Raw genomic sequence first — 16,599 nt, forward strand, 5'->3', positions numbered from 1 at the left:
ATCCGGCCATCTTCCTCTTTTTCTAGACAAATGGCCTCAGCTTGCGACCCGAATGTTGCGCATCCCTCGGGCTGCGGGCATTAAACGCGGGATGGCAAAACAGCTCGACTACCACACCCTGCGGGAAATCTTCACCCGCTTCCGCGAGGCCGAGCCCGAACCCAAGGGCGAGCTGGAGCATGTCAACGCCTATACGCTGGTGGTGGCCGTGGCGCTTTCTGCGCAGGCCACCGATGCCGGCGTCAACAAGGCGACGCGCAAGCTGTTCCAGATCGCCGACACGCCGGAAAAGATGCTGGCGCTTGGCGAGGAGGGCGTGATCGAGCATATCAAGACCATCGGGCTTTACCGCAACAAGGCCAAGAACGTCATCAAGCTGTCGAAGATCCTGCACGAGGACTACGGCGGCGAGGTGCCCTGTTCCCGCGCGGCGCTCCAGGCGCTGCCGGGGGTCGGGCGCAAGACGGCGAATGTGGTGCTGAACATGTGGTGGCATTATCCGGCGCAGGCGGTCGACACGCATATCTTTCGCGTCGGCAACCGCACCGGCATCTGTCCGGGCAAGGACGTGGTCGCCACCGAACGCGCCATCGAAGACAACATCCCCGTGGATTTCCAGCAGCATGCGCATCACTGGCTCATCCTGCACGGGCGCTATACCTGCGTCGCGCGCAAACCCAAATGCAATGCCTGTCTGATCCGCGATCTCTGCCAGTTCGAGGACAAGACACCATGACATTGACCCCCCAGCATCCGACGAAGAAATACCAGGTCGTCGGCATCGGCAACGCCATCGTCGACGTGATCAGCCGCAGCGACGACAGCTTTCTCGAATTGATGGGGATCGAGAAGGGCATCATGCAGCTGGTCGAGCGCGAGCGCGCCGAAACGCTTTACGGCTCGATGGAAAACCGCGTGCAGGCTGCCGGCGGCTCGGTGGCCAATACGCTGGCCGGGCTCGGCAATCTGGGGCTGAACACCGGCTTTATTGGCCGTGTGCGCGACGACGCGCTGGGGCGCTTCTATGCCGAGTCGATGGAAAAGGGCGGCACCGATTTCGTCAACGCTCCGGTCGCGGGCGGGGAGCTACCCAGCTCGCGCTCGATGATCTTCGTCTCGCCCGATGGCGAGCGCTCGATGAACACCTATCTCGGCATCTCCGCCGAGCTCGGGCCCGAGGATGTCTCCGAAGACGTGGCCGCACAGGCGGAAATCGTCTTTCTCGAGGGCTATCTCTTCGACAAGCCCAAGGGCAAAGAGGCCTTCCTGCGCGCCGCCCGCACCTGCCGCAAAGCCGGCGGGCTGGCCGGGATCGCGATCTCGGATCCGTTCTGTGTCGAGCGTCACCGCGAGGATTTCCTGCGCCTCATCGCCAATGAGATGGACTACGTGATCGGCAACGAGGCCGAGATCCGCTCGCTCTATCAGGACGACTCGCTGGAGAAGGATCTCGCCCGGGTGGCCGAGCTCTGCCCGCTGGTGGTCTGCACGCGCTCGGGCGACGGGGTGAGCATCATGCGCGAGGGCGTGCGCACCGATGTGCCGGTGACCAAGGTGGTGCCGGTGGATGCCACAGGCGCCGGCGATCAGTTCGCCGCGGGCTTCCTCTACGGGCTCGCGACCGGAGCAGACATGGAAACGGCGGGCCGCATGGGCACTGTGGCCGCCTCCGAGGTGATCAGCCATATGGGTCCGCGCCCCGAAGCAGATCTGAAGGCATTGTTCCGCCGAAACGGCCTTATCTGACCGGCGAATTCACGTAGGTTTCACGGGGCCACGCTTCGTGAAATCAACCTATGGGGGTATGCTCGCTTCATTAAGACATTGAAACCGTCCTATTGAAGCGAGATTTCCCATGTTCATCATTCTGCGCGACGAAAACGCTCCGTTCCGCAGCCGGGCGCCGCGCCCGTCCCTGCCCCCCGCCGGCGCGGCCATCGGCCCGCGTGCCATGGAGAGCATCGCACTTGGCGATGTGCCCCCGGCGCCGGTTCTGGAAACCGCCGATCTGACCGCCCGCGACATGCGCGACATCTCCCGCGATGCAGGCGTTGCAGTCGTCGCCCGCGCCATGCCCACCCGGCTGGTCGAGCCCGAACCGCTGGACGATGTGCGCAGCGAGGATGCCGAGCCCGCCTGGGGCATTGCCGCCACCGGCGCGGAGACCAGTCCGTTCACCGGTGCCGGCGTGCGGGTGGCGGTGCTGGATACCGGCATCGACAGCGATCACCCGGCCTTCGAGGGCGTCACGCTCACCACCCGCGACTTTGCCGGATCCGGGATCGAGGACGCGAACGGCCACGGCACCCATTGCGCCGGCACGGTGTTCGGGCGCGACGTGGATGGCACCCGCATCGGCGTCGCGCGCGGTGTGACCGATGCGCTGATCGGCAAGGTGCTGGCCGATGACGGGCGCGGCTCCTCCGACATGCTGTTTCAGGCGATGAAATGGGCCTCCGATCTTCAAGCGCAGGTGATTTCGATGTCGCTCGGCTTCGATTTTCCCGGGCTGGTCGAGCGGCTCCAGCAGCAGGGCTGGCCGCCGCTGCTGGCCGGTTCCGCCGCGCTCGAAGGTTACAGGATGAACCTGCGCATGTTCGACGCGCTGATGGACATGCTGCGCGCCCAGGCGGCGTTTTCCGGCGGTGCGGTGGTCTGCGCTGCCTCCGGCAACGAAAGCCGCCGCACGCTCGATCCGCAATTCGAGGTCTCGGCCTCGGTCCCGGCGGCGGCACTGGGCGTGGTCTCTGTCGGCGCGCTCGGGCAAGGCGATGCCGGCTACGGCATCGCGCCCTTCTCCAACACCAATCCCACGCTCTCGGCACCCGGGGTCAATGTGATCTCGGCAGCGGCGGGCGGCGGGTTGCGGGCGCTGAACGGCACCTCGATGGCCTGCCCGCATGTGGCCGGAATCGCGGCGCTCTGGTGGGAGGCCCAGCGCGCCTCCGGCAGCCCGGCCACGGCGGAAGCGGTCCGAGCGCGGCTGCTGGCCACCTGCACCGCCGCCGGGATCGACCCGGCCACCGACGCGCTGGATCGCGGCCAGGGGCTGGTTCAGGCCCCCGCGCCGGCAGTCGGCTGATCGTTCCCGCCCCGGACCTGATCCGGGGCCTCGGCGGCAAGGATGGAGGCCCCGGGTCAAGCCCGGGGCGGGTGTTTCCGGCTCAATGCGCCTCGGCCCAGCTCCCGCCCTGCCCGGCATCCACCACCAGCGGCACGTCGAGCTTTACCACCGGCTCGGCGGCGCCCTCCATGACCTTGCGCGCGGCGGCGATCAGATCGTCCTCGGCGCCCGCTTCGACCTCGAAGAGCAGTTCGTCATGCACCTGCAACAGCATCGTCGCGGGCAGCCCCTCGATCGCCTCCGGCATGCGGATCATCGCGCGGCGGATGATATCCGCCGCCGTGCCCTGAATCGGCGCGTTGATCGCGGCGCGCTTGGCAAAGCCGGCACGCGGCCCCTTGGCGGCGATCTCCGGCGTGTGGATCACCCGACCAAACAGCGTCTCCACCCGCTTGTTGTCCTTCGCAAAAGCCACGGTGTCGTCCATATAGGTCTTGATGCCCGGGAAGCGCTCGAAATAGCGGTCGATGAAATCCTGCGCCTCCTTGCGTGGGATGCGCAGGTTACGCGCGAGGCCAAAACCCGAGATGCCGTAGATCACCCCGAAATTGATCGCCTTGGCCTGCCGGCGGATCTCCGGCGTCATCTCCTCCATCGGCACGTTGAACATCTCCGACGCGGTCATGGCGTGGATGTCCTGCCCCTCGCGGAAGGCTTGTTTCAGGGCGTCGATATCCGCCATATGCGCCAGAATGCGCAGCTCGATCTGCGAATAGTCGAGCGAGACCAGCGTCTTGCCCTCGGGCGCCACGAATGCCTCGCGGATGCGCCGCCCCTCTTCGCTGCGCACGGGGATGTTTTGCAGGTTGGGATCGGTCGAGGCCAGACGCCCGGTGTTCGCGCCGGCGATCACATAGGAGGTGTGAACCCGCCCCGTCTCCTTGTTGATATGCTCCTGAAGCGCATCCGTGTAGGTGCTCTTCAGCTTCGACAGCTGCCGCCAGTCCAGCACCCGCGCCGGCAGCTCATGCTCGGTCGCCAGATCCTCCAGCACGTCGGCCCCGGTGGCATAGGCCCCGGTCTTGCCCTTCTTGCCGCCCTCGATCCCCATCTTGTCGAAGAGGATCTCGCCGAGCTGCTTGGGCGAGCCCACATTGAAGGTCTCCCCCGCCAGCTCGTGGATCTCCGCCTCGAGCTGCGCCATCTTCTGCGAAAACGCGTTGGACATGCGGCTCAGCGTGTCGCGGTCGACCTGAACCCCGGCCATCTCCATCTCTGCCAGCACCGGCACCAGCGGACGCTCCAGCCCCTCATAGACGCGGGTCACATGCGCCCGGTGCAGCTGCGGCTTGAAGATCTGCCAGAGCCGCAGGGTGATATCCGCATCCTCGGCGGCGTATTTCACCGCATCCGCGATGGGCACCCGGTCGAAGGTGATCTGGCTCTTGCCCGAGCCCAGCAGCTCCTTGATCGGGATCGGGCTGTGCGACAGGTAGCGCTCGGAAAGCGCGTCCATCCCGTGCGTGTGCAGCCCGGCATTCATCGCGTAGGACATCAGCATCGTGTCGTCGATCGGCGCAATCTGCACGCCGTAACGGGCAAAGATCTTGGCATCGTATTTCATGTTCTGCCCGATCTTCATCACCGCCGGATCCTCGAGCAGCGGCTTCAGCGCGTCGAGCGCCGCCTGCATGGGCATCTGCCCCTCGGCGAGATCGTCGGACCCAAAGAGATCGTCAGTGCCCGCCGCGCGATGGGCGAGCGGTATATAACACGCCTGCCCCGGCTCGATGCAGAGCGAGATCCCCACCAGATCGCAGGCCATCTCGTTGAGCCCGGTGGTCTCGGTATCCACCGCCACCCAGCCGCGCGCCTGCGCCTGCGCGATCCAGGGCGCGAGATCCTCGGCGCTCTTCACCCAGGCATATTTCTCCGGGTCGATGGGCGGCAGCTCGGGCGCATCGTCTTCGGGCGGGTTGGCGCCCTCCGGCGTGGTGTCGGGAATCACCGGCGGCTCGGTGCCCAGCGAGTCGGCAATGCGCTTGGTGAGCGTGCGGAATTCCATCTCCGAAAGGAAGCCCAGCAGCACCTCCGCATCGGGCTCCTTCACCTCCAGATCGTCGAGCGTGAAATCGAGCGGCGTTTCGCAATCGAGCTGCACCAGCTTCTTCGACAGCTCGATCTGCTCGCGCTTGTCGATCAGCGTCTGCCGGCGCTTGGGCTGCTTGATCTCTTCGGCACGCTCCAGCAGATCCTCCAGCGAGCCGAACTCGTTAATGAGCAGCGCCGCCGTCTTGATGCCGATCCCCGGGGCGCCCGGCACGTTGTCGACCGAGTCGCCCGCCAGCGCCTGCACGTCGACCACCCGGTCGGGCCAGACACCGAATTTCTCGAACACGCCGTCGCGGTCGATGCGGCGGTTCTTCATCGCGTCGAGCATCTCGACCCCGTCGCCGACAAGCTGCATCAGATCCTTGTCGGAGCTGATGATCGTCACCCGCCCGCCGGCCTCGCGTGCCTGCACCGCCAGCGTGGCGATGATGTCGTCGGCCTCATAGCCCTCCATCTCCTTGCAGGCGATGTTGAAGGCTTCGGTGGCCTTGCGGGTCAGCGGGATCTGCGGACGCAGATCCTCGGGCATCTCCTCGCGATTGGCCTTGTAGAGATCGTAGAGATCGTTGCGGAAGGTGTGGCTGCCCTTGTCGAAGATCACCGCCACATGGGTCGGCGCGTCGGGGCCGGCATTGTCCTCGACATATTTCTGCAACATGTTGCAGAAGCCCGAGACGGCGCCGATGGGCAACCCGTCGGATTTGCGGGTCAGCGGCGGCAGCGCGTGGTAGGCGCGGAAGATAAAGGCCGATCCGTCGATCAGATGCAGATGGCAGCCCTTGTCGAACTGGGTCATGGTCGCGTCTCCCTTGGCCTCTTGCACGCCCGTGCCGGTTTGCCATGGGTCAGCTCGCTCTGCCAGCGCTTATCTGCGCGGAGACCGGGGAAACGCGCCGCCCCCGGCCTTTCATCTTTCCCGAAACACTCCCGCCGGAGGCCGCCCCCGCGAGGAAAGCCCGCAAGGGCTTGACGAGCGCCGCGCCTCAGCCGCTGCCGATCAGCACCCCCGCCGCCAGCACCAGCGCGCCGCCCAGAACCACCTGCATCGAGGCCCGCCAGAACGGCGTTTCCATATATTTGTTCTGGATCCAGGCAATCGCCCAGAGCTCGAAGAACACGATCACCCAGGCGATGATCGTCGCGGTCCAAAAATGCGGGATGAGATAGGGCAGCGCGTGCCCGAGCCCGCCCACCGCCGTCATCACCCCCGAGGCGATGCCGCGCTTCATCGGCGAGCCGCGGCCCGACAGCTCGCCATCGTCCGAGGCGGCTTCGGTGAACCCCATGGAAATCCCCGCGCCGACCGAGGCCGCAAGCCCCACCAGAAAGGTCGTCCAGGGATCCTGCGTGGCAAAGGCGGTGGCAAAGATCGGCGCCAGGGTCGAGACCGACCCGTCCATCAGCCCCGCCAGCCCCGGCTGCACCCAGGTCAGCACGAATTGCCGGTGCGCGAGCCGGTCCTCGTCGCCGCGCGTCTCGCCGGTCAGGTGTTCGCCTGCCAGCTCGGTGGCGCGCTGCTCATGCCCAGCCTCGGCGGCGGCGAGATCGCCCAGAAGCTTGCGTGTGCCCGCATCGGTGCTGCGCCGCGCCGCCTCCAGATAGAAGCGTTCGGCATCCTGCTCCATGCTCTCCGCCTCTTCGCGGATGCGTTCCAGCGACAGGTTCTTCATCAGCCAGACCGGACGGCGCGCATAAAAACCCGCAACATGCTCGCGCCGGATCAGCGGAATGACCTCGCCAAAGCGAATGCGATGGGCGGAGATCAGCGCCTTGCGGTGCCCGTCTTCCTCCTCTGCCATGCCATCGAAGACCTTGGCGGTATCGGGAAAGTCGCCCCTCAGCATCTCGGCATAGCTGCGATAGATCCGGGCGTCGTCCTCTTCCGAAGAAATCGCCAGCGCCAGCACTTCCTGCTCGCTCAGATCCTTGAAATGCCGGCGTTGGGTGAAAAAGCGCATGACAGGCCCTCAGTTTGGAATGATTCTAAAATACGAGCCAAGCAGGGAAGTTCAATGAGATTTTCACACAGGAACCGGTCCAGAACGCCGCAGCCCGATCTGTGACATTTCGCAGGCGCAATGGCCGCTCAAAGCAGGTTTTCGACAAGAGCGCTTGCCCGAAATGAACTGAACCGTCTATAATTCCTGGACTAGGGGAGAGTTCAGATGCCGGCCAGCGCGGCAACCGTCCGGCGTGGACGCAAATTCGATCAGGTGCTCGCCGGCGCGCGCGAGATCTTTCTGCGTGACGGGTTCGAAGGCGCCAGCGTCGACGATATCGCCCGCGCCGCGGGGGTCTCGAAGGCGACGCTTTACAGCTACTTTCCGGACAAGCGCCTGCTCTTCATGGAAATGGCCCGCAAGCAGTGCAAGCTTCAGGCCGACGAATCCCTGATGGCCATCGACATGACCCAGCCGCCGCATATTGTGCTGCCGCTGGTCGGGCGCACCTTCCTGTGCTTCATCCTGTCGGACATGAGCCACCGGGTGTTCCGCATCTGCGTCGCCGAGGCCGACCGGTTCCCCGAGCTCGGCAAGCAGTTCTACCAGAGCGGCCCGATGCTGATGCATGGCGAGATGACCGGCTATCTGCGCGAGGCGATGGAGCGGGGAGAGCTGGCGATCGAGGATTTCGATCTCGCCGCCGACCAGTTCGCCGAGCTCTGCAAGGCCGATCTCTGGAGCAAGCTGGTCTTCGGTATCAAGTCGCGTTTCTCCGAGCAGGAAATCGCCCGCGTGGTCGACGGCGCGGTCACCACCTTCCTTGCGTGCTACGGCCGCAAGCCCTGACGCCTTTCAGCCCCCGCAACGCCTTAGTCGAGCCGCCGCACCAATAGCTGGTTGCCGGGTCCGCGCTTGGTCTCGAACACCTTCAACTCCGCAACCAGATCCGACAGCTTGCGCTTGCCATAGCTGCGGGTGTCGAAATCGGGATTGGCGGCGGTGATGAACTGGCCGAGCTGGCCCAGCGTATACCAGTCGTCCTCCTGCTCGATCCCGTCCATGGCGGTAAAGATGAGGTTGCGCGCCTCGTCGAGCTTGCCGGAGGGGCGCGGTGCCGGGCTGCCGGGTTTCTGCTCGGGGGCGCCGTCGAGGTTTTCCAGAAAGATGAACCGCTTGCAGGCCTTGCGGAAAGCGTCGGGCGTCTTCTGCATGCCCATGCCGAACACATCCAGCCCCTGCTCGCGGATGCGGCTGGCGAGCCGGGTGAAATCGCTGTCGGAACTCACCAGAACGAAGCCGTCGAAGCGGCCCGTATGCATCAGGTCCATGGCGTCGATCACCAGCGAGATGTCGCTGGCATTCTTGCCCACCGTATTGGCCGGCGAATGCAGCGGCACCAGCCCGAACTCGGCGGTGATCTTCGACCAGCCCGACATCTGCTGGCTGGAGAAATCGCCGTAGAGCCGCCGCACGCTGGCCTCGCCCAGAGAGGCGATCTCGTCAAAGATCGCACGGGCGTATTTCGGCGAGGTGTTGTCGGCGTCAATCAGGACGGCGAGCAGGCGGGTATCGTCAGGCAAGGGTGTCTCCGGGTGTGTCAGTCCGTCACCAGCGCCTTATACATGACGAGCGCGTCGACATAACCCCTTTCCGGATGCTGGAAGGCGCCGGGAAGGCGGGCGACGATATCGAAGCCGGCGCGCTCCCAGAGCGCCACGGCGCGGGTGTTGGTCGAGATCACGAAATTGAACTGCATGGCGCGGAATCCGGCGGCGCGCGCCGTCTCCAGCGCATGGGCGAGCATCTCGCGCGCCACGCCCTTGCCGCGCAGCGCCGTATCGGTGACGAAACCGCAATTGCAGACATGGCTGCCGCCGCCCTGCTGATTGCGCACGAGGTAATAAGACCCCGCCAGCCGCCCGTCGAGCACCGCCGAGAACACCCGCCGCTCCGGCCCGCACCAATAGGCCAGCGCCGCCTCGCGCGAGATGTCGGGGTCGATGGCATAGGTGTCGCCAGCGCGGAACACCGGCTCCAGAATGCGCCACAGCGCGTCCCGGTCGCGCGGCTCGAAATCGCGGATCACGAGATCGGTCATCAGTTCTGCCCTTCGGTTTCGATATGGATCACCGCGCCGCAATGCTTGCAATGCACCGCGTCGGCATCGTGCAGCGACAGCCCGCAGGTCCGGCAGGTCTCGCGCACCTTGTTGGGGCGGAACAGCACCTGCGCCAGCCGCAGAAACAGCGTGACGCCAAAGATCATCACCACCACCGAGATCATCCGCCCGAAAGATCCGGTCAGGGTGATGTCGCCGAACCCGGTGGTGGTGAGGGCGGTCACGGTGAAATAGAGCGCATCGGCATAGTTCGAGATCTGCGGATTGCTGCCGTATTGCGTGGCATAGACCAGCCCGGTCATTACGAAGATGAAGACCATCAGGTTGATCGCCGCAATAAACACATCCTGATTGTGCCGGAAGAACGGGAAATCCGCCCGAAGCCGCTTCAGCAGTTGATAGGTGTGCAGAAAACGCAGCGTGCGCACGACGCGGAGAAAGCCCAGACCCTCGCCCGCGAGCGGCGCCAGAAACGATATGATCGAGACGATATCGGCGAGCGTCACCGGCATCAGCAGAAAGCGCAGCCGATTCTGCGAAATCGCGATGCGGGCGGCGAAATCGGCCAGGATGAACACCCCGAACACCGCGTCGATCGCCTCGACCACCGGGCCGTGATGGGTGAAGGAGGTAGCGATGACGAAAAGCACGGTGACGATGTCGAATGTCAGCACGACATAGCGGAACCGGTGCGCGCGGTCGCTATTGCCTTCATAGAGCTCGGTCAGTTTCTTCAGCCTGTCTTCGCGCATGCCGCTCCGTCCCCTGATCGCCCCGCTATACGATTGCCGGACAGGCGCGGGCAAGTTTGAAGGCCCGGTTCAGGTGACCACCCGCAGCGTCAGGTTGATCCGCCCGCCCTGCGGCAGCAGCGTCGAGGAGCCGAAGCGGATACGGTCGACGCCGTGATGCTTCAGCCGCGCCTCGCCGCCCATCGCCACCACATCGCCGGAGCGCAGCCAGACCGATTCCGTCTTGCCGCCGCGTTCGATGTTGCCCATGCGAAAGAGCCCCTCGTCGCCCAGCGACACCGAGACCACCGGACAGGCGAAATCCGCCTCGTCCTTGTCCTGATGCAGCCCCATGCGGGCGCCTTCGCCGTACCAGTTGATCAGACAGCATTCCGGTGTCCGGGCGCAATCCGCCACCGCCTCCCAGATCGCCAGCACCTCTGCCGGGATCGGCGGCCAGGCCATACCGTCCGGGTGGCGCTCCTCGTAGCGATAGCCGCGCCGGTCGGTGATCCAGCCGAACCGCCCCGCCGCCGACATGCGCACCGACATCTTCTGCCCGCGCGGCGTCACCGGCTGATAGAGCGGCGCCACGCGCAGGCAGCCGCGCAGCGCCTCGACCAGCGCCTCCTGCGCCGCGCGGTCGAGAAAATCGTGATAAATCCGGAAACCGCGCCGGTCGATGAACTCTGCCATGGCCACTTTCTTCCGCATTCCGCCGCGAGCTGCAAAGAAATTCCTCCCATTTGCCGGACTCTCGCCCAGCACGGCGCTTGCAGGGCTCAAAGCCCCTCCTTATATACCCTCCGAACGCCGCGAGGCCCCAACCGGACGGCATTTCACACTTGCGGGGCTGGATGCCGTAATCGGGTCCCTCGCCTCGCGTCATCGCCTTGACTACGAAAGGGATCGAACATGGCCAAAGTGATCGGTATCGACCTCGGCACCACCAACTCCTGCGTTGCCATCATGGACGGGTCTCAGGCCCGCGTGATCGAAAACGCCGAAGGTGCCCGTACCACCCCCTCCATCGTCGCCTTCACCGACGACGAACGTCTCGTCGGCCAGCCCGCCAAGCGGCAGGCCGTCACCAACCCCGAAGCCACCATCTTTGCCGTCAAGCGTCTGATCGGCCGCCGCACCACCGATGCGGAGGTCACGAAAGACCAGAAAATCGTGCCGTACAACATCGTCGACGGCGGCAATGGCGATGCCTGGGTTGAAGCCAAGGGCGAAAAATACAGCCCGTCGCAGATTTCCGCCTTCATCCTCGGTAAGATGAAGGAAACCGCCGAAAGCTATCTCGGCGAAGAGGTGACCCAGGCGGTCATCACCGTGCCGGCCTATTTCAACGACCAGCAGCGTCAGGCCACCAAAGACGCCGGCAAGATCGCCGGCCTCGAAGTGCTGCGCATCATCAACGAGCCGACGGCCGCCGCGCTGGCCTACGGTCTCGACAAGAAGGAATCGAAGACCATCGCCGTCTATGACCTCGGCGGCGGCACCTTCGACGTGACCATTCTCGAGATCGACGACGGCCTCTTCGAAGTGAAATCCACCAACGGCGACACGTTCCTCGGCGGTGAAGACTTCGACATGCGGATCGTCAACTACCTCGCCGACGAGTTCAAGAAAGAGCACGGCGTCGACCTGACCACCGACAAGATGGCGCTTCAGCGTCTGAAAGAGGCGGCGGAGAAAGCCAAGATCGAGCTGTCCAGCTCGTCCCAGACCGAGATCAACCAGCCGTTCATCTCGATGGGCTCGAACGGCCAGCCGCTGCACATGGTCATGAAGCTGACCCGCGCCAAGCTGGAAAGCCTCGTGGGCGACCTGATCAAGGCCTCGATCAAGCCCTGTCAGGCGGCTATGAAAGACGCCGGCATCTCCAAGGACGAGATCGACGAGGTGGTTCTGGTCGGCGGTATGACCCGGATGCCGAAGGTCGTCGAAGAGGTGACCAAGTTCTTCGGCAAGGAGCCGCATAAGGGCGTGAACCCGGACGAGGTGGTCGCCATGGGCGCCGCCATTCAGGCCGGCGTGCTGCAAGGCGACGTCAAGGACGTGGTGCTGCTCGACGTAACCCCGCTGTCGCTCGGCATCGAGACGCTGGGTGGCGTGTTCACCCGCCTGATCGACCGCAACACCACGATCCCGACCAAGAAGAGCCAGATCTTCTCCACCGCCGAGGACAACCAGGGCGCGGTGACGATCCGGGTCTTCCAGGGCGAGCGCGAGATGGCCGCGGACAACAAGCTGCTGGGCCAGTTCAACCTCGAGAACATCCCGCCGGCGCCGCGCGGCATGCCGCAGATCGAGGTGACCTTCGACATCGACGCCAACGGCATTGTCTCCGTGTCCGCCAAGGACAAGGGCACCGGCAAGGAGCAGAAGATCACCATCCAGGCCTCCGGCGGTCTCTCGGACGAAGACATCGAACAGATGGTCAAGGACGCCGAGGAAAACGCCGAGAAGGACAAGGAGCGCCGCGATCTCGTCGAGGCCCGCAACCAGGCCGAGAGCCTCGTCCATTCGACCGAGAAGTCGATGGAAGAGCATGGCGACAAGGTCGACCCGTCGACCATCGAAGCCATCGAGCTGGCCGTGTCCGCGCTCAAGGAAGATCTCGAGAAGGACGATGTGACCGCCGAGAAGATCAAAGCCGGCATCCAGAACGTGACCGAAGTGGCCATGCGTCTGGGCGAGGCGATCTACAAGGCGCAGGCCGAAGCCGGTGAGGGCTCCGACAGCCCCGAAGGCGCCGACGAGGCCGGATCCTCCGCTTCCGACGACGATATCGTCGACGCGGATTTCGAGGATCTGGGCAACGACAAGCGCAGCAGCTGAGCTGAGGCCACGGAACAGAACGGGGGCCGGTCCGGGCGCCGGGCCGGCCCCTTTCCGTTCCGGACAAAAGGAGGGCATGAATGTCCAAGCGTGACTTTTACGACGTGCTCGGTGTCAGCAAGGGTGCCTCCGCGGATGAAATCAAGAAGGCCTATCGCAAGAAGGCCAAGGAGCTTCACCCCGACCGCAACGCCGACAATCCCGAAGCCGAAGGCCAGTTCAAGGAAGCGAACGAGGCTTACGAAGTTCTGAAGGACGCCGAGAAGAAGGCGGCCTATGACCGCTTTGGCCACGCCGCTTTCGAGGGCGGCATGGGCGGCGGCGGGCAGCGACCCGGCGGCGGCTTTCAGGGTGGCCAGGGCGATTTCGCCAGCGCGTTTTCCGATGTGTTCGACGATCTCTTCGGCGATTTCATGGGCGGACGCCAGGGCGGCGGCGGGCGGCAGCGTGCCGCGCGCGGGGCCGATCTGCGCTACAATCTGCGCGTGACGCTGGAGGAGGCCTATGGCGGTCTCCAGAAGACGATCAACGTGCCGACCTCGGTGCAATGCGGCGAGTGCAACGGCTCCGGCGCCGAAGGCGGTGCCGAGCCGGTGACCTGCCCGACCTGTTCCGGCATGGGCAAGGTGCGCGCGACGCAGGGTTTCTTTACCGTGGAGCGCACCTGTCCGACCTGTTCGGGCCTGGGCCAGATCATCAAGAATCCCTGCCAGAAATGCGGCGGCATGGGCCGCGTGCAGAAAGAGCGCGCGCTGTCGGTGAACATCCCCGCCGGCGTCGAGACCGGCACCCGTATCCGGCTTGCCGGCGAGGGCGAGGCGGGCATGCGCGGCGGGCCTCCGGGCGATCTCTATATCTTCATCGAGGTGAAGCGGCACGAGATCTTCGAGCGCGAGGGGCCCGAGCTGCATTGCCGCGTGCCGGTGTCGATGACCACGGCGGCGCTGGGGGGCGATATCGAGGTGCCGACAATCGACGGTGGCCGGTCGCGGGTGAAGATCCCGGCGGGCAGCCAGTCGGGCCGGCAGATGCGCCTGCGCGGCAAAGGCATGCCGGCGCTGCGCGGTGGTGCGGCGGGTGACATGTTCATCGAGCTGGCCGTCGAAACGCCGGTGAACCTGACCTCGCGCCAGAAAGAGCTTCTGCGCGAGTTCGAGGAGCAGAGCGAAGACAACAACCCGGAATCGCACAGCTTCTTCTCGTCGGTGAAGAACTTCTGGGATTCGATGAAAGGGTAAATCCCGGACCTGTGGTCCGGAATTTATGGGCGGAGCCCCGACAGGTTCCCCGCCCGACACAGATCAACGGGCCGCGCCTCCCAGCGCGGCCCGTTTCACGTTAACCCTTCCCTAACCCCACCGCGCGAGGCTTTGCACATGACCCGCGCGCGCCAGTTTTCCGATTCCCAGGCCAGCCTTTTCGCCCATGACGAGGCGCCCGCCCTGGCGGCGGAGGCGGCTCGCCCCCTGCCCTCCTATCTGCGCGATCACCGGGCCCGGCTGCGCGAGCGTTTTCTTGCGGGCGGGGCCGATGCGCTGCCGGATTACGAGATGCTGGAGCTGGTCCTGTTCCGCGCCATTCCCCGCCGCGACGTGAAACCGCTCGCCCGCGCACTGCTCGAGGCCTTCGGCGATTTCAGCGGCGTGCTCTCCGCCCCGCCGGCGCGGTTGCAGGAAATCCCGGGCATCGGCGGTGCGGTGGTGACCGAGCTGAAGATCATCGAGGCGGCGGCGCACCGGCTGGCGCGCTCAAGGGTGTTGCAAAAACAGGTGGTCAGCTCCTGGGAGGCGCTGCTCGACTATTGCCAGACCGCCATGGCGCATCGCGATACCGAGCAGTTCCGCATCCTGTTTCTGGACCGCAAGAACGTGCTGATCGCCGACGAGCCGCAGGCGCGGGGCACGGTGGATCATGTGCCGGTCTATCCCCGCGAGGTGGTCAAACGGGCGCTGGAGCTGAATGCCAGCGCGCTCATTCTGGTGCACAACCACCCGTCGGGCGATCCGACGCCCAGCCAGTCTGATATCGACATGACGATGCAGATCCAGCTCGCCGCCGATGCGCTGGGGATCACGCTGCACGATCATCTCGTCATCGGTCGCTCGCGCGAGCTCAGCTTTCGCAGCGAAGGCTTGCTCTAGAGGGGTCGAGGAAAGCCCGCAAGGGCTTGACGAGACGCCTCCTCAGCCCTTGCGGGCCTCTTCGGCTCAGCGCAGCCAGACCTCGACGCGCCGGTTCACCTGCCGCCCCCAGACGGTATCGTCGCAGGCCATCGGCATCGCCTCGCCAAACGCCTCTGTCACCAGGTCGATGCGATCCAGATCCGCCGCCTCTGCTGTCTGGATCACCGCCGCGCGCACCGCATCGGCGCGCTCCCGGGCGATCTCCAGATTGCCCACCGCCGGCCCCTGCCCGTCGGAAAAGCCCACAAAGACCAGCCGCCGCCCGTCATACTCCCCCGCCTCCAGCGAGCGCGCCAGCTGCTGCACGTTCGAGCGCGATTGCGCATCGAGCCGCGCCGAGCCCGGCTCGAACCGGAACGAGGTGGTCAGCCGCCGCATCGGCGCCATCACACCCACCATGCGCTGCAATCCGGCGAGCCCGTCCTCGCCCTCTGCCACCGCGACGGCATTGGCCAGCCGGTCGCCCTGCTGGTTCAGCGGAATCTCCTCCGGCGCCTGATCGACGAAACCGGCGCGGCGGATCACGATCTGCGCCGGCGAGCTTCTGGTATAGGCCAGAAACTCCCGCGCCAGCGCCGGCAGCCGCCGCGCCGGCAGGTAGAGGAACATCGGTGCGGTCAGCGGATAATCCTCTGTCTTGATCGCCGCGCGGCGCCCGCGCAGGTGAAAGCCGCAGCTTCCAGTGAGATAGAGCGGCTTGGTATTGCCGATCTCGGAATAGCTCGCCAGCCCGATGCCGAAGGGATCGCGTGCCACCGCGCGCGACAGCGCGGTATTGCTGTCATGACGCGCGATCTCGCCATGCAGCTCCAGTTTCGAAGGCCGCAAAAGCCGGTCCTCGATCCCCTGCGACAGGCCCGAAGATGCATTGCGCAAATGCAGCACCACCGGCGCGTCCGGCCCGCCAAGCTCGCGCCAGTTGCGCAGCCGGCCCGACAGCACCCGCGCCAGATCGGAGAGCGAGATCGCATCGACCGGGTTGTTCGCCGCCACCACCGGGATCATCGCGTCGAGCGCCAGCACGCGGCTGCGGTTGGGATGCGCCAGGTCGCCCAGACCCGCGTCGCTGGCAAGGCGCAGCTCGGCGGGCCGTATTTCGCGCAGGGCCATGACGATATCGGCCTCGTCCGCCAGCAGATCGGCAAAGCCCTCATCGGTGCTGGTCACATGGAAATCGAAGCGGCCGACGACGCGGTCCTCATCCGGATCGGTGAGGATGTAGCGAAACCGCCGTGCCTCCATCGGCTCACGCGCGGCGCTCAGCCCGTTGCGCAGCGCAAAGCCCTCAAGCAGCGCCGGCATCAGCACCTCGCCGATGGTGGCGGAGCCCGAGACCCGCATTTCGGCCACGAAATCGGTCAGCGACGGGCAGCCCGGCCCCTCGCAGAGCACACCGGAGCTGTCCACCGTCAGCTCGCCGAAACGGCTCTGCATGCGATAGAACTCGCCGTCGAAGCCCAGCAGCGTGCCGGTGAGCTCTATGCCGCCATCGCGCGAGCGCAGGGTGATGTCCTGCGCCCAGAGCGGCCCCGCGACAAAGAAAAGTGCGGCGAAGACCGCCGCACGAAACGCCCTCATGAAAGAATGATCCCGGTTGCCC

The 16,599-nt window shown here is 65.4% G+C and carries 14 protein-coding genes; 7 read left to right on the forward strand and 7 right to left on the reverse strand.

Going from position 1 to position 16,599, the window contains the following annotated elements:
• The first annotated feature begins 91 nt into the window (after window positions 1–91).
• From nth to I6N89_RS01260, 3 genes are all read left to right on the forward strand, one after another.
• Window positions 92–736 (forward strand): endonuclease III, encoded by a 645-nt coding sequence (nth, locus tag I6N89_RS01250; RefSeq protein ID WP_076699477.1) that lies wholly within the window; start codon window positions 92–94, stop codon window positions 734–736.
• The gene (locus tag I6N89_RS01255) at window positions 733–1,746 is read left to right on the forward strand and encodes an adenosine kinase (protein WP_207016417.1); all 1,014 of its coding nucleotides are present in this window, start codon (window positions 733–735) and stop codon (window positions 1,744–1,746) included. Before nth ends, I6N89_RS01255 begins: the two co-directional genes overlap by 4 nt.
• A gap of 109 nt (window positions 1,747–1,855) precedes the next feature.
• The gene (locus I6N89_RS01260; RefSeq protein WP_207016418.1) at window positions 1,856–3,082 is read left to right on the forward strand and encodes a S8 family peptidase; all 1,227 of its coding nucleotides are present in this window, start codon (window positions 1,856–1,858) and stop codon (window positions 3,080–3,082) included.
• Between the two features lie 82 nt (window positions 3,083–3,164).
• Here the strand turns inward: I6N89_RS01260 and polA are convergent, their stop codons facing one another.
• Both polA and mbfA read right to left on the reverse strand, forming a co-directional pair.
• Window positions 3,165–5,972, reverse strand: coding sequence for a DNA polymerase I (gene polA, locus I6N89_RS01265; protein ID WP_207016419.1), 2,808 nt, complete (start codon window positions 5,970–5,972; stop codon window positions 3,165–3,167).
• Window positions 5,973–6,159: 187 nt separating this feature from the next.
• The gene (mbfA, locus tag I6N89_RS01270; protein WP_207016420.1) at window positions 6,160–7,134 is read right to left on the reverse strand and encodes an iron exporter MbfA; all 975 of its coding nucleotides are present in this window, start codon (window positions 7,132–7,134) and stop codon (window positions 6,160–6,162) included.
• A gap of 207 nt (window positions 7,135–7,341) precedes the next feature.
• Here mbfA and I6N89_RS01275 point away from each other — a divergent pair, with 207 nt between their 5' ends.
• Window positions 7,342–7,965, forward strand: a complete 624-nt coding sequence (locus tag I6N89_RS01275; protein WP_207016421.1) for a TetR/AcrR family transcriptional regulator — start codon at window positions 7,342–7,344, stop codon at window positions 7,963–7,965.
• Window positions 7,966–7,988: 23 nt separating this feature from the next.
• Here the strand turns inward: I6N89_RS01275 and I6N89_RS01280 are convergent, their stop codons facing one another.
• The 4 genes from I6N89_RS01280 to I6N89_RS01295 form a co-directional block, all read right to left on the reverse strand.
• Window positions 7,989–8,699: an NYN domain-containing protein gene (locus I6N89_RS01280; protein ID WP_207016422.1), complete on the reverse strand. Its 711-nt coding sequence runs from the start codon at window positions 8,697–8,699 to the stop codon at window positions 7,989–7,991.
• 17 nt (window positions 8,700–8,716) lie between these two features.
• Entirely contained in the window at window positions 8,717–9,217 is a 501-nt protein-coding gene (locus tag I6N89_RS01285) for a GNAT family N-acetyltransferase (RefSeq protein ID WP_207016423.1), read from the reverse strand.
• The gene (locus I6N89_RS01290; RefSeq protein ID WP_207016424.1) at window positions 9,217–9,990 is read right to left on the reverse strand and encodes a potassium channel family protein; all 774 of its coding nucleotides are present in this window, start codon (window positions 9,988–9,990) and stop codon (window positions 9,217–9,219) included. Before I6N89_RS01290 ends, I6N89_RS01285 begins: the two co-directional genes overlap by 1 nt.
• 69 nt (window positions 9,991–10,059) lie before the next feature.
• Complete coding sequence (locus I6N89_RS01295) at window positions 10,060–10,665, reverse strand: alpha-ketoglutarate-dependent dioxygenase AlkB family protein (protein ID WP_236016362.1); 606 nt, start codon at window positions 10,663–10,665, stop codon at window positions 10,060–10,062.
• A 219-nt stretch (window positions 10,666–10,884) separates the two neighbouring features.
• Here I6N89_RS01295 and dnaK point away from each other — a divergent pair, with 219 nt between their 5' ends.
• From dnaK to radC, 3 genes are all read left to right on the forward strand, one after another.
• Entirely contained in the window at window positions 10,885–12,816 is a 1,932-nt protein-coding gene (gene dnaK, locus I6N89_RS01300) for a molecular chaperone DnaK (protein WP_207016426.1), read from the forward strand.
• Between the two features lie 80 nt (window positions 12,817–12,896).
• Window positions 12,897–14,054 (forward strand): molecular chaperone DnaJ, encoded by a 1,158-nt coding sequence (gene dnaJ / locus I6N89_RS01305; protein ID WP_207016427.1) that lies wholly within the window; start codon window positions 12,897–12,899, stop codon window positions 14,052–14,054.
• Window positions 14,055–14,192: 138 nt separating this feature from the next.
• A complete protein-coding gene (gene radC / locus I6N89_RS01310) occupies window positions 14,193–14,957 on the forward strand; it encodes a RadC family protein (RefSeq protein ID WP_207016428.1) in 765 nt (254 codons plus the stop codon).
• Between the two features lie 66 nt (window positions 14,958–15,023).
• On the opposite strand, the gene I6N89_RS01315 is transcribed toward radC, so the two are convergent.
• A complete protein-coding gene (locus I6N89_RS01315) occupies window positions 15,024–16,577 on the reverse strand; it encodes a substrate-binding domain-containing protein (RefSeq protein WP_207016429.1) in 1,554 nt (517 codons plus the stop codon).
• Window positions 16,578–16,599 lie beyond the last annotated feature (22 nt).

Origin of the sequence: Salipiger abyssi (genome assembly GCF_017311415.1) — a bacterium.
In the GTDB taxonomy this organism is placed as follows: Bacteria; Pseudomonadota; Alphaproteobacteria; order Rhodobacterales; family Rhodobacteraceae; genus Salipiger; species Salipiger abyssi_A.

What these genes read in the sequence shown, in the direction of transcription:
- nth (WP_076699477.1), top strand. Translation starts at nt 92, where the DNA reads ATGGCAAAACAGCTCGACTACCACACCCTGCGGGAAATCTTCACCCGC.
- I6N89_RS01255 (WP_207016417.1), top strand. Translation starts at nt 733, where the DNA reads ATGACATTGACCCCCCAGCATCCGACGAAGAAATACCAGGTCGTCGGC.
- I6N89_RS01260 (WP_207016418.1), top strand. Translation starts at nt 1,856, where the DNA reads ATGTTCATCATTCTGCGCGACGAAAACGCTCCGTTCCGCAGCCGGGCG.
- polA (WP_207016419.1), bottom strand. Translation starts at nt 5,972, where the DNA reads ATGACCCAGTTCGACAAGGGCTGCCATCTGCATCTGATCGACGGATCG.
- mbfA (WP_207016420.1), bottom strand. Translation starts at nt 7,134, where the DNA reads ATGCGCTTTTTCACCCAACGCCGGCATTTCAAGGATCTGAGCGAGCAG.
- I6N89_RS01275 (WP_207016421.1), top strand. Translation starts at nt 7,342, where the DNA reads ATGCCGGCCAGCGCGGCAACCGTCCGGCGTGGACGCAAATTCGATCAG.
- I6N89_RS01285 (WP_207016423.1), bottom strand. Translation starts at nt 9,217, where the DNA reads ATGACCGATCTCGTGATCCGCGATTTCGAGCCGCGCGACCGGGACGCG.
- I6N89_RS01290 (WP_207016424.1), bottom strand. Translation starts at nt 9,990, where the DNA reads ATGCGCGAAGACAGGCTGAAGAAACTGACCGAGCTCTATGAAGGCAAT.
- I6N89_RS01295 (WP_236016362.1), bottom strand. Translation starts at nt 10,665, where the DNA reads ATGGCAGAGTTCATCGACCGGCGCGGTTTCCGGATTTATCACGATTTT.
- dnaK (WP_207016426.1), top strand. Translation starts at nt 10,885, where the DNA reads ATGGCCAAAGTGATCGGTATCGACCTCGGCACCACCAACTCCTGCGTT.
- dnaJ (WP_207016427.1), top strand. Translation starts at nt 12,897, where the DNA reads ATGTCCAAGCGTGACTTTTACGACGTGCTCGGTGTCAGCAAGGGTGCC.
- radC (WP_207016428.1), top strand. Translation starts at nt 14,193, where the DNA reads ATGACCCGCGCGCGCCAGTTTTCCGATTCCCAGGCCAGCCTTTTCGCC.
- I6N89_RS01315 (WP_207016429.1), bottom strand. Translation starts at nt 16,577, where the DNA reads ATGAGGGCGTTTCGTGCGGCGGTCTTCGCCGCACTTTTCTTTGTCGCG.